This window comes from Novosphingobium sp. MMS21-SN21R, from assembly GCF_031846015.1.
Taxonomy (GTDB): Bacteria; Pseudomonadota; Alphaproteobacteria; order Sphingomonadales; family Sphingomonadaceae; genus Novosphingobium.
In genome coordinates this window covers 1,275,797-1,297,065 of sequence record NZ_JAVRDU010000001.1, presented here as the reverse complement: position 1 = coordinate 1,297,065, position 21,269 = coordinate 1,275,797, and the positions used below count along the sequence as shown (strand labels likewise).

Annotated in this window: 24 protein-coding genes; 5 read left to right on the top strand and 19 right to left on the bottom strand. The window is 62.4% G+C overall.

Going from position 1 to position 21,269, the window contains the following annotated elements; translation table 11 throughout:
- Positions 1 to 4: 4 nt before the first annotated feature.
- From ccoP to ccoN, 4 genes are read right to left on the bottom strand one after another with little or no spacing between them, the layout of a single operon-like run.
- Positions 5 to 916, bottom strand: a complete 912-nt coding sequence (gene ccoP, locus RM192_RS06400; protein WP_311506714.1) for a cytochrome-c oxidase, cbb3-type subunit III — start codon at positions 914 to 916, stop codon at positions 5 to 7.
- The gene (locus RM192_RS06395; protein WP_311506713.1) at positions 909 to 1,079 is read right to left on the bottom strand and encodes a cbb3-type cytochrome c oxidase subunit 3; all 171 of its coding nucleotides are present in this window, start codon (positions 1,077 to 1,079) and stop codon (positions 909 to 911) included. Before RM192_RS06395 ends, ccoP begins: the two co-directional genes overlap by 8 nt.
- On the bottom strand, positions 1,076 to 1,825 hold the full coding sequence (gene ccoO / locus RM192_RS06390) for a cytochrome-c oxidase, cbb3-type subunit II (RefSeq protein WP_311506712.1): 750 nt from the start codon (positions 1,823 to 1,825) through the stop codon (positions 1,076 to 1,078). The genes RM192_RS06395 and ccoO overlap by 4 nt, the downstream gene beginning before the upstream one ends.
- Positions 1,826 to 1,849: 24 nt before the next feature.
- On the bottom strand, positions 1,850 to 3,490 hold the full coding sequence (ccoN, locus tag RM192_RS06385) for a cytochrome-c oxidase, cbb3-type subunit I (RefSeq protein WP_311506711.1): 1,641 nt from the start codon (positions 3,488 to 3,490) through the stop codon (positions 1,850 to 1,852).
- A 14-nt stretch (positions 3,491 to 3,504) separates the two neighbouring features.
- Between ccoN and RM192_RS06380 the strand changes: the two genes are divergently transcribed.
- On the top strand, positions 3,505 to 3,729 hold the full coding sequence (locus tag RM192_RS06380) for a hypothetical protein (protein WP_311506710.1): 225 nt from the start codon (positions 3,505 to 3,507) through the stop codon (positions 3,727 to 3,729).
- A complete protein-coding gene (locus tag RM192_RS06375) occupies positions 3,726 to 4,424 on the top strand; it encodes an OmpW family outer membrane protein (protein ID WP_311506709.1) in 699 nt (232 codons plus the stop codon). Before RM192_RS06380 ends, RM192_RS06375 begins: the two co-directional genes overlap by 4 nt.
- A gap of 173 nt (positions 4,425 to 4,597) precedes the next feature.
- On the opposite strand, the gene RM192_RS06370 is transcribed toward RM192_RS06375, so the two are convergent.
- The 3 genes from RM192_RS06370 to RM192_RS06360 form a co-directional block, all read right to left on the bottom strand.
- Entirely contained in the window at positions 4,598 to 5,293 is a 696-nt protein-coding gene (locus RM192_RS06370; RefSeq protein WP_311506708.1) for a Crp/Fnr family transcriptional regulator, read from the bottom strand.
- Positions 5,294 to 5,576: 283 nt separating this feature from the next.
- Positions 5,577 to 6,065: a flavin reductase family protein gene (locus RM192_RS06365; protein WP_311506707.1), complete on the bottom strand. Its 489-nt coding sequence runs from the start codon at positions 6,063 to 6,065 to the stop codon at positions 5,577 to 5,579.
- Positions 6,066 to 6,153: 88 nt separating this feature from the next.
- Entirely contained in the window at positions 6,154 to 7,065 is a 912-nt protein-coding gene (locus tag RM192_RS06360; protein ID WP_311506706.1) for a CmcJ/NvfI family oxidoreductase, read from the bottom strand.
- Between the two features lie 278 nt (positions 7,066 to 7,343).
- On the opposite strand from RM192_RS06360, the gene RM192_RS06355 reads away from it, so the two are divergent.
- Complete coding sequence (locus RM192_RS06355) at positions 7,344 to 9,101, top strand: DEAD/DEAH box helicase (protein WP_311506705.1); 1,758 nt, start codon at positions 7,344 to 7,346, stop codon at positions 9,099 to 9,101.
- A gap of 97 nt (positions 9,102 to 9,198) precedes the next feature.
- Here RM192_RS06355 and RM192_RS06350 read toward each other — a convergent pair whose 3' ends face one another.
- The 6 genes from RM192_RS06350 to trmD form a co-directional block, all read right to left on the bottom strand.
- On the bottom strand, positions 9,199 to 9,687 hold the full coding sequence (locus RM192_RS06350; RefSeq protein ID WP_311506704.1) for a YbjN domain-containing protein: 489 nt from the start codon (positions 9,685 to 9,687) through the stop codon (positions 9,199 to 9,201).
- A 116-nt stretch (positions 9,688 to 9,803) separates the two neighbouring features.
- Positions 9,804 to 10,556, bottom strand: a complete 753-nt coding sequence (locus RM192_RS06345) for an alpha/beta hydrolase (RefSeq protein ID WP_311506703.1) — start codon at positions 10,554 to 10,556, stop codon at positions 9,804 to 9,806.
- Between the two features lie 8 nt (positions 10,557 to 10,564).
- On the bottom strand, positions 10,565 to 11,596 hold the full coding sequence (locus tag RM192_RS06340; protein ID WP_311506702.1) for an aspartate-semialdehyde dehydrogenase: 1,032 nt from the start codon (positions 11,594 to 11,596) through the stop codon (positions 10,565 to 10,567).
- A 101-nt stretch (positions 11,597 to 11,697) separates the two neighbouring features.
- Complete coding sequence (locus tag RM192_RS06335) at positions 11,698 to 13,974, bottom strand: DPP IV N-terminal domain-containing protein (RefSeq protein WP_311506701.1); 2,277 nt, start codon at positions 13,972 to 13,974, stop codon at positions 11,698 to 11,700.
- A 171-nt stretch (positions 13,975 to 14,145) separates the two neighbouring features.
- The gene (rplS, locus tag RM192_RS06330; RefSeq protein ID WP_311506700.1) at positions 14,146 to 14,523 is read right to left on the bottom strand and encodes a 50S ribosomal protein L19; all 378 of its coding nucleotides are present in this window, start codon (positions 14,521 to 14,523) and stop codon (positions 14,146 to 14,148) included.
- On the bottom strand, positions 14,501 to 15,310 hold the full coding sequence (gene trmD / locus RM192_RS06325) for a tRNA (guanosine(37)-N1)-methyltransferase TrmD (RefSeq protein WP_311506699.1): 810 nt from the start codon (positions 15,308 to 15,310) through the stop codon (positions 14,501 to 14,503). The genes rplS and trmD overlap by 23 nt, the downstream gene beginning before the upstream one ends.
- Before the next feature lie 138 nt (positions 15,311 to 15,448).
- Here trmD and RM192_RS06320 point away from each other — a divergent pair, with 138 nt between their 5' ends.
- Positions 15,449 to 15,805, top strand: a complete 357-nt coding sequence (locus RM192_RS06320) for a hypothetical protein (protein WP_311506698.1) — start codon at positions 15,449 to 15,451, stop codon at positions 15,803 to 15,805.
- Positions 15,806 to 15,810: 5 nt separating this feature from the next.
- Here the strand turns inward: RM192_RS06320 and RM192_RS06315 are convergent, their stop codons facing one another.
- Genes RM192_RS06315 through ffh form a run of 6 tightly spaced genes read right to left on the bottom strand, consistent with a single transcriptional unit; the run spans position 15,811 to position 19,220 of the window.
- Entirely contained in the window at positions 15,811 to 16,188 is a 378-nt protein-coding gene (locus RM192_RS06315; protein ID WP_311506697.1) for a type II toxin-antitoxin system VapC family toxin, read from the bottom strand.
- On the bottom strand, positions 16,185 to 16,481 hold the full coding sequence (locus RM192_RS06310) for an AbrB/MazE/SpoVT family DNA-binding domain-containing protein (RefSeq protein ID WP_311506696.1): 297 nt from the start codon (positions 16,479 to 16,481) through the stop codon (positions 16,185 to 16,187). The genes RM192_RS06315 and RM192_RS06310 overlap by 4 nt, the downstream gene beginning before the upstream one ends.
- Positions 16,478 to 16,729, bottom strand: coding sequence for a hypothetical protein (locus tag RM192_RS06305; RefSeq protein WP_311506695.1), 252 nt, complete (start codon positions 16,727 to 16,729; stop codon positions 16,478 to 16,480). The genes RM192_RS06310 and RM192_RS06305 overlap by 4 nt, the downstream gene beginning before the upstream one ends.
- 30 nt (positions 16,730 to 16,759) lie before the next feature.
- Entirely contained in the window at positions 16,760 to 17,248 is a 489-nt protein-coding gene (gene rimM / locus RM192_RS06300) for a ribosome maturation factor RimM (RefSeq protein WP_311508581.1), read from the bottom strand.
- Complete coding sequence (gene rpsP / locus RM192_RS06295; RefSeq protein WP_311506694.1) at positions 17,248 to 17,676, bottom strand: 30S ribosomal protein S16; 429 nt, start codon at positions 17,674 to 17,676, stop codon at positions 17,248 to 17,250. The genes rimM and rpsP overlap by 1 nt, the downstream gene beginning before the upstream one ends.
- A 56-nt stretch (positions 17,677 to 17,732) precedes the next feature.
- Positions 17,733 to 19,220, bottom strand: a complete 1,488-nt coding sequence (gene ffh, locus RM192_RS06290) for a signal recognition particle protein (protein WP_311506693.1) — start codon at positions 19,218 to 19,220, stop codon at positions 17,733 to 17,735.
- Positions 19,221 to 19,558: 338 nt separating this feature from the next.
- Here ffh and RM192_RS06285 point away from each other — a divergent pair, with 338 nt between their 5' ends.
- Positions 19,559 to 21,211 carry an EAL domain-containing protein gene (locus RM192_RS06285; RefSeq protein ID WP_311506692.1) on the top strand — a complete coding sequence of 551 codons (1,653 nt, stop codon included), beginning with the start codon at positions 19,559 to 19,561 and terminating at the stop codon, positions 21,209 to 21,211.
- Positions 21,212 to 21,269 lie beyond the last annotated feature (58 nt).

Below are 21,269 nucleotides of genomic sequence, written 5' to 3'. Positions count from 1 at the left end.
CCTGTTACTTGGCAGCAGCTGCGGGGTCGGGAACCGGCGCGGGGGTTTCCTCGCCGCCGCCCAGCGAGTGGACGTAAGTCGCCAGCATCTTGACCGTCACCGGATCAAGGCGAGCGCCCCAAGCCGGCATCACGCCATAGCGCGCGTTCGTCACTGTGTGGGTCAGCGCCTTGCGGTCACCGCCATAGAGCCAGATCGCGTCATTGAGCGCGGGCGCACCCACGGCGCGGCTGCCTTCACCATTAGCGCCGTGGCAGACAACGCAATTGGCGGCGAAGATCGCGGCCCCGCGCTGGGCCGAAGCACCGGGCTTTTCCTCGCCCGCAATAGCGCGAACATGGCTGACAACGTCCTGCACTTGCGCTGCGGTGAGGATACCGTCGCGCCCGAAGGCAGGCATCTGGCTCGTGCGCGTCGCATCGTCGCCGGGCTGACGAACGCCGTCGACCAACGTCTGGTGAATGGCGGCCACGTCACCGCCCCATAGCCAGTCATCGTCGTTGAGGTTGGGATAGCCCGCGCTGCCCGCCGCTCCATTGCCGTGGCACTGGATGCAGTTGACCTTGAACGCAGCGCGGCCACCATCGATTGCAGCACGGCGCAAGCGCGGATCGGTGGCGATCTGCTCGATCGAGGCCTGGTTCAGTTCGGCCAGCATCCCCGCCCTGCGCGCGGATTCTTCCTTCATCTCGTGATCAAGATCGCCCCGGCTGCTCCAGCCGAGCGTGCCTGCGGTCGCATGGTCGATCAGCGGCCATGCGGGATAAGCCACGCAGTAGCCGATCGCAAAGACGATGCAGGCGTAGAACGACCACAGCCACCAGCGCGGCAAGGGGTTGTTCAGTTCCTCGATGCCGTCCCATTCATGGCCGACAGTTTCGACGCCGGTTGCGTCGTCCAATCTTGGTTTAGACATCGTGCTCGTCCTTGAAGATCGAGTTCGCAACTTCGCGGTTCAGCGGCTTGGCGCCGGGACGGAACGGCCAGAGGCAAAGGCCCAGGAAAATCCCCGTCATCACCACAAGGCCCCAGCTGTCGGCCAGATGCCGCAGTGCTTCATACGTGGAGTGCGCGTTCATCGGCCCTTCTCCTTGGCCAGAACCTCTTGCGCTGCCGGCGCATTCACATCGACCAGCGTGCCGAGCATCTGGAGGTAGGCGACCAGCGCATCCATCTCGGTCAGGCGGGCGGGATCACCGTCGAAATCGCGCGCCTGCGCCTTGGGATATCGCTTCAGCAGATCGGTCGCGTCGGCAGACGGATCGGCCTGCGTCCTCAGGTCGTCGTTCGCCTTGGCGATGTCGTCCTTGGAATAGGGGACGCCCACCTGGTAGAGCGTGCGCAGCTCCGCCGTCATGTCGCCCTGATCGAGGTCGTGCTCGGAGAGATGCGCGTAGGTCGGCATGATCGATTCCGGCACCACTGCGCGCGGGTCTTTCAGGTGCTGGACGTGCCATTCGTCGGAATAGCGGTTGCCGACGCGGGCGAGGTCAGGCCCGGTGCGCTTCGATCCCCACTGGAATGGATGGTCGTACATCGATTCCGCAGCGAGGCTGTAGTGGCCGTAGCGTTCGACCTCGTCCCGGAACGGACGGATCATCTGGCTGTGGCAGTTGTAGCAGCCCTCGCGGATGTAGATGTCGCGCCCGGCCTGTTCGAGCGGGGTATAGGGGCGCATCCCGTCCACTTTCTCGATCGTGTTGTCGATCCAGAACAGCGGCGCGATCTCGACGATGCCCCCTACGGTCACCGCAGCAAATGCCGCGAGCCCAAGCAGGGTAACGTTGCGCTCCAGTTTCTTGTGGCGTTCCACGATTGTGGTCATGGGATTTTCTCCGGAAGCTCTGGATCAGGCCGAGGCCGCGACGATCGGGCGATCCTTTTCAGGATCGAAGGCGGCATCGCGCATCGGCGCTTCGTCTCGCTGGTGGCCAAGGATCGTGCGCCAGACGTTGACAGTCATCACGACAGCGCCGCTGAGATAGAGCAGGCCACCAAAGGCACGCAGGAAGAACATCGGCTTCAGCGCCACTACAGTTTCGGCAAAGCTGTTCACCAGGTAGCCGTCGGCGCCATATTCACGCCACATCAGGCCCTGGGTGATGCCTGCCACCCACATCGAGGCGGCGTAGAAAACGATGCCCACGGTCGCGAGCCAGAAGTGCCAGTTCACCATGCGAAGGGAGTACAGGCGCGGCTTGGCCCAAAGGCGGGGCACGAGATAGTAGATCGCCGAGAAGGTGATCATCCCGTTCCAGCCGAGCGCCCCTGAATGCACGTGGCCGATGGTCCAGTCGGTGTAGTGCGACAGACTGTTGACCGACTTGATCGACATCATCGGACCTTCGAACGTGCTCATGCCGTAGAACGCCAGCGCCATCACCATCATGCGGATGATCGGATCGGTGCGGACCTTGTCCCACGCGCCGTTGAGCGTCATCAGCCCGTTGATCATGCCGCCCCAGCTCGGCATCCACAGCATGACCGAGAAGACCATGCCCAGCGTCTGCGCCCAGTCGGGCAGCGCGGTGTAGTGGAGGTGGTGCGGACCCGCCCATATATAGAGGAAGATCAGCGCCCAGAAGTGGATGATCGACAGGCGGTAAGAGAAGATCGGACGCTCGGCCTGCTTGGGCACGAAGTAGTACATCATCGCCAGGAAGCCGGCGGTCAGGAAGAAGCCCACCGCATTGTGGCCGTACCACCACTGGACCAGCGCGCCCTGCACGCCTGCGAACACCGGATAGCTGCGGCTGCCGACGAAGCTCACCGGCCAGTTCAGGTTGTTGACGATGTGAAGCATCGCCACGGTGATGATGAAAGACAGGTAGAACCAGTTGGCCACGTAGATGTGCGGCTCGGTCCGCTTGACGATCGTGCCGACGAAAACCGCCAGATAGGCAACCCAGACCACGGTCAGCCAGATGTCGACGTACCACTCCGGTTCGGCATATTCCTTGCCCTGCGTGATGCCGAGCAGATAGCCGGTGGCGGCCAGCACGATGAACAGCTGGTAGCCCCAGAATACAAAACGGGCGAGGCCGGGGAAGGCCAGCCTCGCCCGGCAAGTACGCTGCACGACGTAGAACGACGTGGCGATCAGCGCGTTGCCTCCGAACGCGAAGATGACGGCAGAAGTGTGCAAGGGGCGCAGCCGCCCGAACGCGGTCCATTCCAGGCCCAGGTTCAGCATCGGCAGCGCCAGTTGCAGCGCAATGACGAGGCCCGCAAGGAACCCGGCCATGCCCCAGAACACCGTTGCGATCACGCCCCAGCGGATCACGTCATCATCGTAGCGTCCCTGATCGGGCGCGAGGATAGCGCGCGACAGATCCACGCCGCGCAGCGTGACCACCAGCCCGATGATGCAGGCGAATGCAACGATGCCCATGTGAATGGCAAAACCGGTGTCGACTGCGGCCGCGCAGGCGAGAACGGCAAGAAGAAGCCCTGCGAGCCATAAGCCCGAGCGCGAGAGAGCGGATTCCATGGAGCCTTCCTTCCATGAGTGATGTTGATGTCGCGCTGCACCCGCAAGCGCATCGGAACATTGACCGACGTCAAATCGCCGGAAATCAGCCTCATACTTTGGTCGAACATGCCGAATTTGCATTTTTGCGCTTCGTCAATGTCGGGCGATTCGCTGCGGTGCATCAGGCTGATCACGCCATGGACGAGATTCCGGTCTGCGAGGGGCAGGCCATCCGTGGCGCAGGACAGTTGCAATGAAAAAGCTGATGACCGCCGCGAAACCCGCCGCACTGGCTGCCGTTCTCGCCGCCGCAATGCTGGCTCCGGCCCCGGCGATGGCTGGTTCCGCCGAAGGCAAGTTGCAGGTCAAGGTGCTCGGCACCGGGGTTCTGCCCGATGGCAAGATCGTCGAAGTGAAGAACGACCCGCTCGGCCTGACAGCAGGCGCGCAGACCACGGCCAACGACAACTACGTGCCGACGCTTGCGGTGGAATACTTCTTCAGCCCCAACATCTCGGCAGAGACGATCTGCTGCTTCACCCAGCACCACGTCAGCGGGGCTGGCACGCTGGCCGGAGCCGATCACATCGTCGATCACGTGCTGGTCCTGCCCGCCACGCTGACGCTCAAATATCACCTGCCGCTGGGCGGCGGGATAAAGCCCTATTTCGGCGCAGGCCCGTCGATGTTCCTCTACTTCGGTGAAAAGCCGGGTTCCAGCATCACCCCGCTCGGCGTGGACAAGGTCAAGTTCTCCAATGACCTCGGCTTCGCCCTCCAGGCTGGCGTTGACATTCCAGTGAACGACAAGGGCCTTGCGCTCAGCCTCGACGCCAAGAAGTACTTCATGGACACCACCGCGCACTTCTATGTCGGTGCCGCCGAAGTCCTCACCACCAAGCACTCGCTCGACCCATGGGTCGTCAGCGCAGGGCTTGCCTACCGCTTCTGACCGGTTCCCTCACCCGCCCGGCGCCCCCCACGCGCGCCAGGCAAGGGGGATGGCGGGCAGGAAAGCGGCGCGGTTCTGGGATCACCGCGCCACCGACCTGTCCGCCACTTCAAACAAAAAGCCCCGGACGGTCAGAAGACCACCGGGGCTTTTTCATGGCTTGAAAAGGGCGCTTACCCCGCCAGAGCGATCAACGCTCCACGGTTGACGATCTCCACTTCGCGCCGCGACGGCAGTTCTACGACCCCATCGTTCTTCAGCTTGGTGAACTGGCGGCTGACAGTCTCGATCGTCAGCCCGAGAACGTCAGCCACTTGCTGGCGCGAGAATGGCAACGAGAAGCGCCGGGCCGGACCGCCCGGCGCACTGCAACCGGTGTCTGCCAGACGGTCCGACATTTCGAGCAGGAAGGTTGCGATCTTTTCCGATGCGTTCTTGCGCCCCAGCAGCATCATCCATGACCGCGTGCGATCAAGTTCCGCCAGCGTCCGTTCCAGAAGCTTGTGTTCCAGTTCAGGATGCTCGCGCGCGTAACGGTCAAAATCGTTGCGTGAAAACACGCAGACCCGCGCATCGGTCAGCGCGACTACGCTCGCGCTGCTGGTCTGCCCGAACGGGCGACCGATGAAATCGGATGGATAGGCCACGCCGACGATCTGTTCGCGTCCGTCCTCGGTGCTGGTCGTCAGCTTGAGCACGCCCTCGATCACATTGGCGACGAGCAGCGAATCGTCGTCTTCCCAGATCAGCGGTTCTCCCGCCGTCACATTGCGTCTGCGGCCGAGCGTATTGAGCGCCACGATCTCGCGGTCATCAAGGCCGGAACAAATTGCCCGGTTTCGGACAACGCAGGTGTCGCAGGAGCTCATGCTTGCGCGGTATCATTACCCGGCGGTGCAAGCAATTGGCGAAAAGAGGAAGTCAGGCGCCATTTCAACCCTGCGGAAACAAAAAATCGGGCGGGCCGGGAACGCCGGACCGCCCGAGTTGGGGAGAAATCGCCGAAGCGGAGCGGCTGCCTGTGGGGAGAAAAGCGCCCCGCTTCGTCGAATTGAGAGATAGGGCGCGCATGCTGCACCTGCGTTGACGGAAGTCAAAACACCAACATTTTTTAGCATTTGGCAGAAGCCGGTGCCCAGTGCGGGCACATTTTCAGCTACCGGGAAGGCCTGTCACGTCGTGATATTGCCCGCGGAAGAACAGCAGCGGGGTGCCCTCCTCGCGCCGTGCAAGTGCCTCGACCTCACCCACGACCAGCAGATGGTCGCCAATATCTTCCACCCGCTCGATCCGGCAATCGATCCAGGCAATTGCGTCGTCCAGCACCGGCAGGCCTGATGGGCTGTGGCCGTGGGCCAATTCGGCAAACTTGTCATCGGCGCGCGCGGCGAAGCGCTTGCACAAATCAAGTTGATCCGCGCCCAGCACATTCACGCAGAACCGTCCGGTCAGCGCGATCGACGGCCAGGTGCTCGAACGCTTGTCGGGGAAGAAGCCCACAAGCGGCGGATCGAGCGAAATCGACGAAAATGAACCCACGACGAGGCCGTGGCGGCGGCCATCGCCATCGACGGAGGTGATGACGCACACCCCGGTGGGCCATGCGCCAAGGACACTGCGATAAAGGCTAGGATCGATCATGGCGCCAGCCTGTGTCGGCAAATGCGCAGGTCGTCAACTCCCTACCTTTTGCCGTACCGACCCTATCTTTTTACGCTCTCTGAACCACCTATTCGAAGTATGCGATGCAGCGCACCTCGATGCTGGTGCGGGCTTTTGCATCCGCAAAGCTGGTGTCATGGAATGCCGTGTGCGGGCAGCGCCACGTCACTGAATGGTCGCTGTCCTGGAACTTGAACAGCAATACGTCGCTTGCCGTCATGTTGGAGAAATACCACCAGCGATGACGATCGCGGTGCTTGAAGATCGTCGCCGCGATCATCTGGTCCTCACCATCAACGGGCGCGGTCAGTGCATCACCAACCGGGAATTCGTCCACCACGAAAAGCGTATTTGACGCTGTTTCCTCGTTCGTCACAGTGCGTCCGTCGCACACCGCCAAGGGCCAATCCTGAGGGCCGGGCGAAAACGTGCGCCACAGCGAAAAACAGATATAGCGCTTGTAGCCCGGTCCGTCCGGATAGCGGTCGGCATAGATGCGTGCGGCTGCGCGGCTGCCCGTGGCCTCGTTGTAATCGACATGCGCTTCGCCTGCGGGAGGCTGGATGCCGCCAGTGTGCTGATATCCGGCGACTTTCTCCTTGGCCCGCGCCGAAAGATCGGAAGAGGTGCGAATCATCCACCCCTGCGCCGCCGTACGCGAGGCGCCGCACAGCCGCGTGACCAGTTCCTCGACTTCCTCAAGATAGAGCGTGTCGACCGAGGGCCGGTCGTGGAAATCCGCAATTGCGGACTGATGCGTCGCTATCGTGAACCCATGCACGTCGAGCGCGAAATGATCGCGCATCGGCATGCCGTCGCGTACCACGCAGTCATAGTCGAAATAGTCGCCGGTGTTCATCTCGGCGCCCTGACTGACATAGCGCCGGGTGACGTAATCTCCCTCGCCCAGATAGCGGATGCGCGCGGGCGCAATGCGGGCGGTTTCCTCGATATCGGCGGCAACGCTAACTTCGGCCATGACCATCTCCCAGGCAGCTTGGACTGCTCGATCAGCATTTTACACGTTTGTGTAAATCGCTGCAAGAGAGTTAATCTGCGCTGCGCCGGAACACCGTGCAAAGAAAAGACAAGCCAAACGCAGGCTGACGCTGTAAGGGGCGCGCCAACTGCATCGCCAGAGTCTTGTGGGATAAATCGGGGCCAGAGCGATGCGCGCGGGGATTTCCGCGCGCGAACAGCCGGCAGACTGACCATACCAGAAAGCGCCGCACAAGCGGCCGGATTAGCGATTTGACGATGATTTTTGACACTCTCCCCCAGCCTCTCGCCAAGGCTCTCGAAGACCATGGCTACACTGCCCTTACCCCGGTCCAGGCCTCGGTAAGCCAGCCGGAAGCCACTGGGCGCGACATGATCGTCTCGGCCCAGACCGGATCGGGAAAAACCGTAGCGTTCGGCCTTGCCATCGCAAACGAGCTGCTCGGCGATCTGCCTACGATGCCTTACACCACCGCCCCGCTGGCGCTGGTCATTGCACCGACGCGCGAACTGGCGCTGCAGGTCAGCCGCGAACTGACGTGGCTCTATGCCCCCGCACAGGCGCGCATCGCCACGTGCGTCGGCGGCATGGACGCCTCGCGTGAACGCCGCGCGCTCAGCCATGGCGCCCACATCGTGGTCGGCACGCCGGGTCGCCTGCGCGATCACCTTGAGCGCGGCGCGCTCGACTTGTCGTCGCTGCGCTGCGTCGTGCTCGATGAAGCCGACGAAATGCTCGACATGGGGTTCCGCGAAGATCTCGAAGAGCTGCTCGACGCCACCCCCGAAACGCGCCGCACGCTGCTGTTCTCGGCAACGATGCCCAAGCCGATCGAGGCACTGGCAAAGCGTTACCAGCGCAATTCGTTGCGCATCTCCACGGTTGGCGAAGATCGCGGCCATGGCGACATTGCCTATCGTGCGGTCGCGGTTGCGCCTGCCGAAATCGAGGCAGCGGTGGTCAACCTGCTGCGCTTCCACGAAGCCGAAACGGCAATGCTGTTCTGCGCCACGCGTGACAACGTGCGCCGCCTGCACGCAACGCTGGTCGAGCGCGGCTTCACTGCCGTCGCGCTTTCGGGCGAGCACAGCCAGTCGGAACGCAACAACGCACTTCAGGCGCTGCGTGACCGCCGCGCCCGCGTCTGCGTCGCCACAGATGTGGCCGCGCGCGGCATCGACCTGCCCTCGCTCAGCCTCGTCGTCCACGTGGAAATTCCGCGTGACGCCGAAACGCTGCAGCACCGTTCGGGCCGCACCGGGCGCGCTGGCAAGAAGGGCACCGCTGTCCTGATCGTGCCATTCCCGCGCCGCCGCCGCGTCGAAATGATGTTGCGCGGCGCGCGCATCAATGCCGAATGGGCCGATGTGCCGACGCTCGAAATGATCCGCGCGCAGGACCGCGTGCGCCTCATGGAGACCATTCTCGCGCCCGTCGAAGCAGACGAGGACGATCTCCAGATCGGCCGCGAGCTGCTCGAACAGCGCACGCCCGAGGAACTTGCCGCAGCCCTTGTACGCGCGCACCGCGCCGCGATGCCGCAGCCTGAGGAAATGCTGTCAAGTGGCGGCAACAGCAGCGAAGGCCGCCAGCAGCCCGTCCACCGCGAAGGCTTCGAAGACACCGTGTGGTTCCGCATGGATGTCGGTCGCCGCCAGAACGCCGATCCGCGCTGGATCCTGCCGACGCTGTGCCGCCGCGGCCATGTCTCGCGTCAGGAAATCGGCGCGATCCGCATCGCGCCCAACGAAACCTGGTTCCAGGTTCCCCGCGCCATTGCCGACCGTTTTGCCGATGCAATCCGCCGCACTGCCGATCCCAAGGGTGAAGACGAGAACGGCATCCACATCGAACCAGCGCCCGATGGCCCGCGCGAAGTCGCCCGTGACAATCGCCGTGGCGACGGTCCGCCACGCGGCCCACGCGCACACCCCGGCGGCCCGCGCCCCGGCCCGCGCGGCCCCCGCCCCGAGGGCAAGCCGCACCGCAAGGGCCCGCCGGCCAAGCGCCCGTAAAGTAACGTAAAAGAAAAAGGCAATCCGGTGCGGCTAGCCCCGCTCCGGATTGCCCAGTTTGCGTCCCGCCTGCAGATTGCAGGCTGGCGTTGAAGCCCTATTTGAAAACCTGCGTTCCCAGCGTGTCCATCGCGCTGCGGAACATGTCGACCGAGTTGGAAAACACCTCGAGATCGATGCCCTTCCCCGTCACCACGTCCCAGGTCATCATCACCGACTGGTTCTGATCGAACGAGACCGAGGCAAAGCGCGTGTTGCGCATGAATATTACCGCATCGTCTGCCGTAAACTTCTTTTCGGGGGTGAAATTGGCGACAAATTGCAGCGATTGGCAGCCGTCGTGCGTCTTCTCGTTGCATTCATAGAACAACAGTGCCGCTTGCCAGCCGCCGATTTCGGCGTTGATCAACGGATCGCCATTGGCGTCCTTTGCCAGTTCCGCAGAATAGCCAAGGTTCTTGAGCGCCTCTGCCACGCTATCGGGTTTCACCGCAGAAACCGTCGTCGTGCTTGAAGCCGCCGCCTGAGCGGCCTGGGGGGCCATTACACCAGCTGCAACCGCAGCCAGAAGCCAGAAAACTCTCATCATCCAGATCCCGTCACGAGGCTCTTTGCGGCCGTTCGCGTTGTTGACGGGAAGCTGACACGAACCCTGCCCTCCTGCAAGGGGGCGCTTTCGCCTTTATTGGCCCAAAACCTTGTTCAGGACAGAAACGCCACGATTTCGCGGCCCATATCAGGCATGGTCACGCTGCTCATGTGCGTGCCAGGGATCAGCGCCAGCCGCGCATCGGGCAGCACTTCGGCCAGCTGCGAGGCAGAACCGTTGTCGTCGTCCTGCTCGCCGCAAAGAACCAGCACCGGCATCGACAGTGCATCAAGTTCTGCCGGATCTGTGTCCGCCATCGTGCCCAGCAGCAGCCGCACGGCCACCCGGTCCACGCCCATGGTCTTGAGGAACTGCTGCGAGAAATAGGCGGGATCGCCGGGCTTGATCGTGCCGAAGCGGTCGATCACATCGACGAAGAAGTCCTGCCGCCTCGCCCATCCGGCAAGGCCCTCAAGCCCCATCCCGCCCAGCACAAGCCGGCGCGGCTTCAATCCCGCCAGCACGGCGCGCGCCGATGTGCGTGAGCCGAGCGAGAAGCCTACAAGATCGAAGTCCGTCAATCCCAGATGCGCCACCAGCGCCTCAAGGTCGCGCACCAGAACGTCCTGCGGATAGGCCTCCGGCTCGTGCGGTGCACCGCTCTGCCCATGCACGCGCAAATCCGGCATCAGGCATTCGAAACCCGCCTCGGCCAGCTTCGCTGCCGTGCCGAACTTGATCCAGTTTACTTGCGCCGACGAAAACAGCCCATGCAGAAGTACCACCGGCCTCCCCGCACCAAGGCGGTGCAGCGCGAGGCGCGCTCCGCCAAAGCCGGGAAAGAACTCGGTGGTCGCTTCTGCCATGGGACCGATCAGCCCTTCTTGAGGTGGCGACGGCCGAGCAGTTCGGCAATCTGCACCGCATTCAGCGCTGCGCCCTTGCGCAAGTTGTCGGATACGCACCACAGCGACAGGCCGCTGTCCACGGTCGGGTCTTCGCGCACGCGGCTGACGTACGTGGCGTCATCGCCGACGCATTCGACCGGCGTGATGTAGCCGCCGTTTTCGCGCTTATCGATCAGCATCACGCCCGGCGCTTCACGCAGGATGTTCTGGGCTTCTTCCGCGCTGATTTCGTTCTCGAACTCGATGTTGAGTGCTTCGGAATGGCCCACGAACACCGGAACGCGCACGCAAGTGGCGCTGATCTTGATCTTGGGATCAAGGATCTTCTTCGTCTCGGCCACCATCTTCCACTCTTCCTTGGTCGAACCATCGTCCAGGAAAACGTCGATGTGCGGGATCACGTTGAAGGCGATCTGCTTGGTGAACTTCTTCGGCTCGTTCATCTCGCCCTGCGGCATATAGATTGCGCGGGTCTGCTCGAACAGCTCGTCCATGCCTTCCTTGCCCGCGCCGGAAACCGACTGGTAGGTGGCCACAACCACGCGCTTGATCTTGGCGGCATCGTGCAGCGGCTTGAGCGCGACAACCATCTGCGCGGTCGAGCAATTCGGGTTCGCGATGATCATCTTCTTCGTATAGCCATCGATGGCGTCAGGATTCACCTCTGGCACGATCAACGGCACATCGGGGTCCATCCGGTAGAGCGACGAATTGTCGATCACCACACAACCCGAAGCAGCAGCGCGCGGCGCATGGATTTCGGTCGGTCCCGATCCGGCAGCAAACAACGCGATGTCCCATCCGGTGAAATCGAAGTTCTCGATGTTCTTCACCTTCAGGCGCCGACCGGTTTCGCCGAAGTCGATCTCGGTGCCCTGCGAGCGGGGCGATGCCACAGCAGCGATTTCGTCCAACGGAAACTCACGCTCGGCGAGGATGTTGAGCATTTCGCGGCCCACGTTCCCCGTCGCACCGACAACTACAACCCGGTAACCCATTTCCATTCCCTTCCAGCGGCCCGTCCGCATCCGAACGGGCCGTCCTTAGCGGCTGGTTCCGACCAGCCAAGCGATTTGGGCTTTACGCCCGTCAAATGCGGCTATTGCCCGCTGCCAGAGCTCCCGCTCCCCGCTCCATTACGGTCAAGAAAGCGGAAAATCGTCTCATACAAATGCTGGCTCACCTTCGGGCCGCTGATGCGGTGGGTGTAGCCGGGATAGAGCATCATCTCGAACGGCACCGCCTCGCCCTGCAGTTTGGCGATGATCGCGCTGGCGTTTTCAAACACCACGTTGTCATCGGCCATGCCGTGGATGATCAGCAGCGGATCGCTGATTTTCTTGGTATCCGCCAGCGCGTTCGACGCCTCGTAGACCTTGGGCAGTTTGTTCGGATCGCCCAGATAACGCTCGGTATAGGTCGTGTCATAGATCTGCCACTTGGTCACCGGCGCCACGGCAATGCCCGCCGCATACGCGCCCGGATTGGCCTCCAGCATCTTGATCGACATGTACCCGCCATAAGACCAGCCGAACGTGCTGATCTTGTCGGCGGCGACAAACGGTTGCTTCTTCAGCCACATCGCGCCCGCCAGCTGGTCCTCGACCTCGACCGAGCCCATCGCGTGATGAAGCGCCGAGGCGAACTTCACGCCCCGGTTCTCCGACCCGCGATTGTCGATCGCGAAATAGATATAGCCCTTGTCGACGATCGCCTGCGCCAGCGCGCCCTGGAAGCCCTTGGTCACCACCTGTGCGGTCGGCCCGCCGTAATGATACGTGAACACAGGGTACGACTTGCCCGGCTCCAGAGGCGGCGTGATCATCATGTAGTGCAGCGGGGTGCCGTCCGCCGCCGGGATCGTGCCGAACTGTGCCGGACGATGGCTCGCAAGGTAAGGTGCATAAGGATGCGCGCCCGCCACCTTGTTCTCCTCGATCCACGCCAGCCGCTTGCCGCTGGTATCGGCAATGAACGACTGCGATGGCTGCGTGTCCGATGACCGCGTGATCATCAGCGTCTGCCCGCTCTTGTCCATCGAGGCATTGTTGACCCAGCCAAGCTCGGTCAGTCGCGTCTGCTTGGCAGGGGCATCCAGATCGAGCGCATAGACCTGCTGTGCCAGCACATCGTCGCGCGTGCCGGTGAAGTAGAGCTTGCCGCCCTTCTCATCCACGCCGACCAGCCCGGTGACGGTCCAGTCGCCCTTGGTCAGCTGCGACCACTTGCCCGCCTTGTAGCGGTACAGATGCCCGAACCCGTCGCGCTGCGACCACCACACCAGGCTGCCGTCCTTGAGGAACCGGTAGCTATCCGACAGGTCGATCCAGTGCTTCGCCGCCGCCTTCTCGGAAAACAACACCGACGACTTGCCGGTGATCGGATCGACCTTGAGCATGTCGAGCACGGTCTGCTCGCGGTTCATCCGCTGCACAAAGAGCGTCTTGCCGTCGGGCGCCCAATCGACCCGCGCAAGGTAGATGTCCTTGTCCTTGCCGAGATCGACCTCGACCTTGCCCGATCCATCGGGCGCCATGACGTAAAGCGAAACGTCGGCATTGGGCGTCCCCGCCGCCGGATAACGCTGCGCATAGGTCTTGGTGTCTTCAGCGCCAATGGCCGTGCGCGTGACCACGCCGACCATGCTCTCGTCGAAGCGCTCCACCGCGATGCGGCTTTCGTCGGGCGACCACCAGAAGCCGTTGAAGCGGTTCATTTCTTCCTGCGCCACGAACTCGGCCTCGCCCCAGTGGACGTCCGCGTTCGCTTCCTCGGGCGTGATCGCCACCGCCGCTGCGCCAGTGATCGGCCCGGCCCACAGCCGCCGGTCGCGCACGAAGGCGATGTGCTGGCCCTTCGGTCCCAGCTTCGGCGTCAGTTCGCCGCCCTTGGTGCCCTCAACCTTGCGCACGGTGCCATCAAGCCCCGCAATCAGCAGATCGCCGTCCACCGGCACGAGCACAGACTTGCTGTCCGCCGCCCATTCATAGGAAACGATACCCTTGAGGTCACCGATGCGCTGGCGCTCGCGCTGCATCTTCTCGGCTTCGGACAGTTCGCGGCCCGAGGAGAGCTTCAGCGAATCCACCAGCATCTTCCACTCGCTCGTGGTCCGGTCAAAGCCCCACAAGTCATATCGCTCGCGATCATCGGTGCGGTTGCGCAACAGTGTCAGGTAGCGGCCATCGGGTGAGAGCTTCACCGCGCGCGGCGCCGGGCCGTTAAGGCTCGGGCTGGCGAACACGCGCTCGAAAGTCAGATCCTTGACAGCAGCGGCAGAAGTCTTGGTCATCGGTTGACCCTGTTGTGCATGGGCAAGCGGAGCAAACGCGAGTGTCGACAGCGCGCAGGCGGCAAGCAGACGGAAATGACGCATGGGAGTTCGGTATCCTCTGGCCCCGATTTTTCACCGGGAGCAAATTGGCGATGCGCCTTGGTGGCCCGAATTGGTTGCGTTTGAAAGCAGAAAAGGCGCCCTGGCCGGTGAGCCAGGACGCCTTTTTCAAACACTTTCGTGTCGTGGCGTTGGGTGGTTAGACCCGCCTGCTCAGTCCGCGCTGACCTTGGTGACCTTGCGCTCGGCAATACGTGCCGATTTGCCGGTCCGGCCGCGAAGATAGTAGAGCTTCGCACGACGAACGACACCACGGCGAACCACGGTAATCGAATCGATGTTGGGCGAGTAGAGCGGGAACACGCGTTCCACGCCTTCGCCGAACGAGATCTTGCGAACGGTGAAGTTCGAGCCGAGGCCACGGTTCGAACGCGCGATGCACACGCCTTCGTAAGCCTGGACGCGGGTGCGTTCGCCTTCAACGACGCGCACGCCAACGCGCACGGTATCGCCTGCGCGGAACGATGGAATTTCCTTCTTCGCCTTGTATTCGGCGATGGCTTCAGCTTCAAGCTGCTGAATCAGGTTCATTTTTCAAATCCTGCACTTCACGTTGCGCACCAGAGGCAGACTGGACCCGAGCGCCGATGTGACGCTCCCAAAGGTCCGGCCTGCGTAGCCGGGTATCGTCTTCCGAACGGCGTTTCCGCCACTCTGCGATTTTCGCGTGATCCCCCGATCGCAACACTTCAGGGATCACTCGCCCTTCCCACTCAGCGGGCCGGGTATAGTGAGGGTACTCAAGAAGACCGTTCTCGAACGACTCCTCATGCCCACTCAAGGCCGCGCCCATTACGCCGGGAAGCAGCCGAATGCAAGCGTCCAGCAACATCAGCGCCGCACATTCTCCTCCCGAAAGCACGATGTCGCCGACGGATACTTCCTCGACATCGCGGCCTTCGAAGATGCGCTCGTCAAAGCCCTCGAACCGTCCGCAGAGCAAGATGGCGCCGGGGCCTGCAGCCAACTCACGCACGCGCTCTTGCGTGAGTGGCTTGCCGCGAGGCGTAAGCGCGATGACTGGCCTATGGGAAAGTGTCTTATCCCCGTTCGTGTCGAGCGAAGTCGAGACACCACCCACCTGCCCCCGCGCACGATCCACCGCCTTGGCCAGCACATCCACCCGCAAGACCATCCCGGCCCCGCCACCGGCAGGCGTGTCATCGACAGTCCGATGCTTGTCGTAAGCAAAATCCCGGATCTGCACCGCATCCATCGACCACTTGCCCTCAACGAGCGCCCGTCCCGCAAGACTGACACCCAAAGGGCCGGGAAACATCTCGGGGTAGAGCGTGAGGACTGTGGCGGCGAAGGTCATGGCTCAAGCCAATGCCCCGCTTCGATCACTTTCGCAATGTGCGCCAGTTAGGGCAGTCGCGGAATATTACTTTTGAAGGATCGCGGTCGCATTCTTATCTTGCATAAAATAGGTTAGCAGAATCACGGAGGACTTAACTTGGCCAACACACTAGCGCCCGACAGCACTCTTCTCGATCTCAGTGGGAAAATCGATGATCTTGAAGATTTCGTCCGGCAGGTTTTTGGCGTGATGAGGCTCGCATCAAAGGAACATGGGGCTGCACTCATCATGCGCCTTGGAATCACTGGCGCCGGTCGCGCTCCCAACTATCGCCTTGAAATGGTAGAAACAGGGCAGGCCGTTATGGCGATTGACGGCGCTAATCATAGGCCCTGGCCGGACGGAAGTCGTTTCGATGCCCCTGCCAACTGGTCGTCATCAACGATGACATTAGAACAGGTTCAACAATTGCTCGGCGACATCCGGGGATGGCGCGGCGCGATGCATCGTTGAGGACATCAAACCGCCCAGTTCTCAACCACCAACCCCGGCACATCGGCAAAATCAGCCTCGTTGTTGGTCACCACGATCGCCTCGATGCTCAAGGCGTGGGCCGCCAGCAACCGATCAAACCGCGCCCGCTTGAACGGCAGCTTGGCATATTCACGGGCGGCGGCGTCATCATAAGGCAGGATCGGAATGGCCTTCAAAAATGCAGCCAAAACTCCAGGCGGAGGCGGCTTCTGCAATTGCGCGCCAAGCGCGACCTCGGAAAAGCTGATCGCCGAAATCGCAATCTCTCCAGGCGCGCACTCGCCGATCCGGCGGTTCACCGGTGAGTCCGCATCAACCATTGCGTAAATCGAACTGTCCGCATCGATCAGAAAGCGGATCACCTGCCCGCTTCCCGCCGCTCGTCTTCAAGCCGCTTGCGCGCCGCCCCCGCAGAAGGCCGCTCGTCGAACTCTCGCAATTCCGGCGGCAACGGCTTCAACCACGGTGCTTTACCCGCAAAACCGCTCACATCAATCTTGCGCTTTGGCTGCTCCACCGGCTCTACCCGAAAGCCCGCATGTTCTTCCTTGACCATGCGAACTTCGGTCCCCTCGGCAATGCCCAGTCCCTTCGGAAGACGCAGGGCGACCGAATTGCCCGACCGGAAAACCTTTCCCCGGAATTCCTCGCTCATTGCGCCAACTCCTTTTCGGAAACCTCGGCCACGACATCTTCCTTGAGCCAGCGCAGCGCATCCCAAGGATAATCGCAACCCTGCACGCCCAACCACAAGACGCGCGCCAACAAGGCCTGCGCCGAAGGTTCAACGTAACGTTCGCGGACTTTGCCTGCGACCATGACCGGCCCGGTCACGTGAACATGGAAGCCGTCCGCACCGCGATAGGCATAAAGATCGCCATCACTCCACCGACAGTAGCTCATCAAACACTCCGTATATCCGGAATGTATATACTACTCCACGTAAAGCGCTTCAATCACAATCCGTTCGTCGGTCCATTCCGGAACGGCTTCCACCTTCATCGGCACCATGAAGCGCTTGCCGTCGGGTTTGCGGATTTCGAGAACGTCACCTGCGCCGAAGTTGTCGATGGCAATGCATTCGCCGAGCTCCTCTCCGGTGGTGGAGACGGCGAGCAGGCCGAGCAGGTCGGCGTGGTAATATTCGCCCTCGCCCAAGGGCGGCAGAGTGGATCGCGGCACGGTCAGCGCCGTTCCGCGCAGTTTTTCGGCTGCGGTGCGGTCTGCAACTTCGGCAAAGCGGGCGATGGCTCCGCCCTTGCCATCATCGCGCAGGTTCACCACCGTCAGCTTGGAATCGCAGAAGGCGCGGTAGCGCTTGAGCGCGGCCACGCCTTCTCCGAACAGCTTGAGGCGGACGTCCCCCGTCACTCCATGTGCGCCAGTGATGGCGGCGAGCGTGACGGGTTTGTCCGACAAGATCAGGCTTCCGTCTGCTCTTCAGCAGCAGCTTCAACCGGAGCTTCTTCAGCAACCGGTGCAGCAGCGGCGGCTGCTGCAGCTTCTGCGGCTTCGGCAGCCTTCTTGGCCTTGTCTTCTGCGCGCTCCTTGGCCTTCTTGCCGGGCTCGCCAGCAGTCGGGTTGTTGGTAGCCTTGCGCTCCTTGATGCCGGCCTTGTCGAGCATGCGGGCAACGCGGTCGGTCGGCTGGGCGCCAACGCCGAGCCAGTAACGCACGCGGTCTTCGACCAGACGGACGCGGTTTTCATCGTCCTTGGCGAGGAGCGGGTTGTAGGTGCCGACCTGTTCCAGATAGGCGCCATCGCGCGGGGCGCGGCTGTTGGAGACGACGACCTTGTAGTACGGGCGCTTCTTCGAGCCACCACGCGAAAGACGAAGAGAAACTGCCATTAGATCAACCTTTCAGCGAAATACGAAAAACTTCAAACTTCAAAACTTCGAAAAAATCAGCGCTTCTTGAGCAAGTCACCCAGATTGCCGGGAAGCCCGCCGGAACCGAGGCCCGGCAATCCGCCGCCGCCCATTCCGCCAAGCCCGCCCCCAAGGCTTCCAGGCCCCATCTGCTGGTCCAGCCCCGGCATCGCAGCGCCAAGGCCGCCCTTGCCGAACAGTGCGCCGAGTCCCTTGAGGCCGCCCATCTTCTTGATCTGCTTCATGGCCTTGGCCATTTCCTGATGCATCTTCAGAAGCTTGTTGACGTCCTGCACTTGCGTGCCGGAACCCTTCGCCACGCGGATCTTGCGCTTGGCATTGAGCAGTTCTGGGCGCTCGCGCTCTTTCACGGTCATCGAACCGATGATCGCGTCCATGCGCAGCAGCACGCGGTCGTCCATGCCGGACTGCGCCATCGCTGCCTTGGCCTTTTTCATGCCGGGCATCATGCCCGCCAGCGCGCCCAGCCCGCCCATGCTCTGCATCTGGCGCAATTGTGTGCGCAGGTCGTTCATGTCGAACTGACCCTTGGACATGCGCGCGGCAAGCTTTTCGGCGTCTTCGACCTGGATCGTCGCCGCCGCCTTCTCGACCATGGAGACGATGTCGCCCATGCCGAGGATGCGGCCTGCAACGCGCTCCGGGTGGAACGGCTCGATCGCGTCGAGCTTTTCGCCGGTGCCTGCAAACTTGATCGGCTTGCCGGTAACCGCACGCATCGACAGCGCAGCACCGCCGCGCGCGTCGCCATCCATGCGGGTCAGCACGACGCCGGTGAGATCAACCTCGCCCGAGAACGACTGCGCCACGTTGACCGCGTCCTGCCCGGTCAGCGAGTCGACGACGAGCAGCGTTTCCTTCGGCACCGAGACGGCGGCAACCGCCTTCATCTCGTCCATCAAGGCCTGATCGACGTGCAAACGGCCCGCAGTGTCGAGCATCAGCACGTCCACCGCCTGCAGCTTCGCGGCATTCACCGCGCGCGTGGCGATTTCGACCGGAGCCTGGCCGACGATGATCGGCAGGGTGGCAACGCCCGCCTGCTCGCCCAGAACCTTGAGCTGCTCCTGCGCCGCCGGACGATTGACGTCCAGCGATGCCATCAGCACCTTCTTGCCGTGCTTCTCTTTGAGCAGCTTGGCAATCTTGGCGGTGCTGGTGGTCTTGCCCGAGCCCTGCAGGCCGACCATCATGATCACGACCGGCGGGGCTGCATTCAGATCGAGTTCGGCGGTCCCGCCGCCAAGCATCTCGACCAGCGCATCGTTGACGATCTTGACGACCTGCTGGCCCGGCGTGACCGATCGCAGCACCGATTGGCCCACGGCCTGTTCGGACACGCTGTCAATGAAACGGCGAACGACCGGGAGCGCAACGTCTGCCTCAAGCAAAGCGATGCGCACTTCACGCATCGCCGCGAGAACGTCTTCCTCCTTGAGCGCGCCGCGGCCACGCAGGCGATCGAAGACGCCTCCAAGCCGGTCTGAAAGACTATCGAACACGCACAATTCCCATCAGCACGCCCTTGCCCGTCCACCACAATCGCGTAACGCGAAAAACGCCGGTGGGCGAAACCTCGCCGACCAGCGTGTGGCATCCTGAACAGGGGCCGTTGTCGAATCTGCGGCAACCCTTAGGCTGCCCGCACGGCGGCCCCTACCTGCAATTACCCGCCTTGGCAAGTATGGCGCGCCCAAACGCCCCAAATCAGTCCGTTCCGGTCACTACATATAGATCACGGAAAGCTGTGCTTAACCAAAACTTCAGGAGGTTTGCGTAGTTATTCGTCATTGGCAGCCAGGCCTGTGCCGGGGTGCGGGGGTATTACGAAGGCTAGGGTATGGCGACAGAGCCTGCACACCACGACGAGCGCAATGGATCGAAGGCGAAAGCCGACCGCGATCTCGTCGGTCTCGGTATCGTCATAGCGACGATCCTGCTGTTCGTCGCGAACGGCTCGTCGGTCATTGCCGACTTCATCACATCGATGATCAGTGGCGGAAAGCCGCGCGACCAAATGCTGAGCACGGCCCTGCTCCTGAACATTGCCCTGCTGCTGTTCGGATGGCGCCGCTATGCCGATCTGACCAGTGAAGTGGGGCAGCGCCGCGAAGCCGAGGAAATGGCGCACAAACTGGCGCGAACCGATCCGCTGACCGGCTGCCTCAACCGCCGTAGCATTGGCGGGGCACTGCAAGACATCATCGCCACCGCACGCCTGACCGGCCACGAAGTCGTGGCGATGATGATCGACCTCGACAATTTCAAACGCTCGAACGACGTGCATGGCCATCAGGCCGGCGATGCGGTGCTGCTCGAAGCCGCGCGCCGCATCCGCAGCGTCCTGCCGGAACGCTCGATCATCGCACGGCTCGGCGGCGACGAGTTTGCCTGTGCCGCGATCTACGATCCCGATCATGCCGAAGCCATCGACCGGCTCGTGCTACGCATCAACGAAGCGGTTGCGCGGCCCGTAGAGGCCGACGGCATCTCGCTCGAAGTCACCGCTTCGATCGGCCTTGCCGCCACCACGATCGGCGAAAAGGGCGATCCCTCAGTCCTCGCCGACACCCTTATGCACCGCGCGGACCTCGCGATGTACCAAGCCAAAAAGGCCGGGCGGAACCGCTACTGCTGGTTTGAGCCCAGCATGGAAAGCGAGCTGCGGTATCGCAGCGAACTCGAACGCGGCATCCGCGAAGGCGTGCCACGCGGCGAATTCGTACCCTATTACGAAAAGCAGATCGATCTCGACACCGGCGAACTGTCCGGCTTCGAAATGCTGGCCCGCTGGCGCAGTCCAGATCACGGCCTGCTTTCGCCCGAAGTATTCATTCCGATTGCCGAGGAAATCGGGCTGATTTCGGACCTTTCGGAAAGCCTGATCCGTCAGGCCCTCAACGATGCGCGCGAGTGGGACCCCAATCTTACGCTCTCGGTCAACATTTCGCCGATCCAGCTGCGCGATCCGTGGTTTGCGCAAAAGCTGCTGAAACTGTTGGTCGAGGCCAACTTCCCGCCACACCGGCTGGATATCGAAATCACGGAAACCTGCCTGCACGAAAACCTTGGCGTCGTGCGCACGCTGATCACCAGCCTCAAGAACCAGGGCATCCGCATCAGCCTCGACGATTTCGGCACTGGCTATTCCAGCCTTGCGCAATTGCGGACGCTGCCGTTCGACCGGATCAAGATCGACCGCTTCTTCGTCTCCAACCTCGGCCAGAGCAAGGACAGCGCGATGATCATCGAGGCCATCTCCTCGCTCGGCAAGGGCATGGAACTGCCGATCACCGCGGAAGGGATCGAATCCGCCGAAGTTCTCGCGGAATTGCGCAAGTTCGGCTCGTTCAAGGGCCAGGGCTTCCTTTATGGCCAGCCCAGCGATGCAAGCTCTGTGCGCACCATGCTGGCGGACCAGAACCTGCTGCGCGACAAAACGCCCGAAGCTATGCCCGAAACACCGGCTCTCCCCCGCTCGGCAACCGCCTGACCGGGCATCCCGGCGCAGTTGTGCGATTGCAAGGCAGCGCCTGACTGCCTATGTCGCG

Coding starts and splice junctions, on each gene's coding strand:
- ccoP (WP_311506714.1), bottom strand. CDS start 916: ATGTCTAAACCAAGATTGGACGACGCAACCGGCGTCGAAACTGTCGGC.
- RM192_RS06395 (WP_311506713.1), bottom strand. CDS start 1,079: ATGAACGCGCACTCCACGTATGAAGCACTGCGGCATCTGGCCGACAGC.
- ccoO (WP_311506712.1), bottom strand. CDS start 1,825: ATGACCACAATCGTGGAACGCCACAAGAAACTGGAGCGCAACGTTACC.
- ccoN (WP_311506711.1), bottom strand. CDS start 3,490: ATGGAATCCGCTCTCTCGCGCTCGGGCTTATGGCTCGCAGGGCTTCTT.
- RM192_RS06380 (WP_311506710.1), top strand. CDS start 3,505: ATGAGTGATGTTGATGTCGCGCTGCACCCGCAAGCGCATCGGAACATT.
- RM192_RS06375 (WP_311506709.1), top strand. CDS start 3,726: ATGAAAAAGCTGATGACCGCCGCGAAACCCGCCGCACTGGCTGCCGTT.
- RM192_RS06370 (WP_311506708.1), bottom strand. CDS start 5,293: ATGAGCTCCTGCGACACCTGCGTTGTCCGAAACCGGGCAATTTGTTCC.
- RM192_RS06365 (WP_311506707.1), bottom strand. CDS start 6,065: ATGATCGATCCTAGCCTTTATCGCAGTGTCCTTGGCGCATGGCCCACC.
- RM192_RS06360 (WP_311506706.1), bottom strand. CDS start 7,065: ATGGCCGAAGTTAGCGTTGCCGCCGATATCGAGGAAACCGCCCGCATT.
- RM192_RS06355 (WP_311506705.1), top strand. CDS start 7,344: ATGATTTTTGACACTCTCCCCCAGCCTCTCGCCAAGGCTCTCGAAGAC.
- RM192_RS06350 (WP_311506704.1), bottom strand. CDS start 9,687: ATGAGAGTTTTCTGGCTTCTGGCTGCGGTTGCAGCTGGTGTAATGGCC.
- RM192_RS06345 (WP_311506703.1), bottom strand. CDS start 10,556: ATGGCAGAAGCGACCACCGAGTTCTTTCCCGGCTTTGGCGGAGCGCGC.
- RM192_RS06340 (WP_311506702.1), bottom strand. CDS start 11,596: ATGGGTTACCGGGTTGTAGTTGTCGGTGCGACGGGGAACGTGGGCCGC.
- RM192_RS06335 (WP_311506701.1), bottom strand. CDS start 13,974: ATGCGTCATTTCCGTCTGCTTGCCGCCTGCGCGCTGTCGACACTCGCG.
- rplS (WP_311506700.1), bottom strand. CDS start 14,523: ATGAACCTGATTCAGCAGCTTGAAGCTGAAGCCATCGCCGAATACAAG.
- trmD (WP_311506699.1), bottom strand. CDS start 15,310: ATGACCTTCGCCGCCACAGTCCTCACGCTCTACCCCGAGATGTTTCCC.
- RM192_RS06310 (WP_311506696.1), bottom strand. CDS start 16,481: ATGAGCGAGGAATTCCGGGGAAAGGTTTTCCGGTCGGGCAATTCGGTC.
- RM192_RS06305 (WP_311506695.1), bottom strand. CDS start 16,729: ATGAGCTACTGTCGGTGGAGTGATGGCGATCTTTATGCCTATCGCGGT.
- rpsP (WP_311506694.1), bottom strand. CDS start 17,676: ATGGCAGTTTCTCTTCGTCTTTCGCGTGGTGGCTCGAAGAAGCGCCCG.
- RM192_RS06285 (WP_311506692.1), top strand. CDS start 19,559: ATGGCGACAGAGCCTGCACACCACGACGAGCGCAATGGATCGAAGGCG.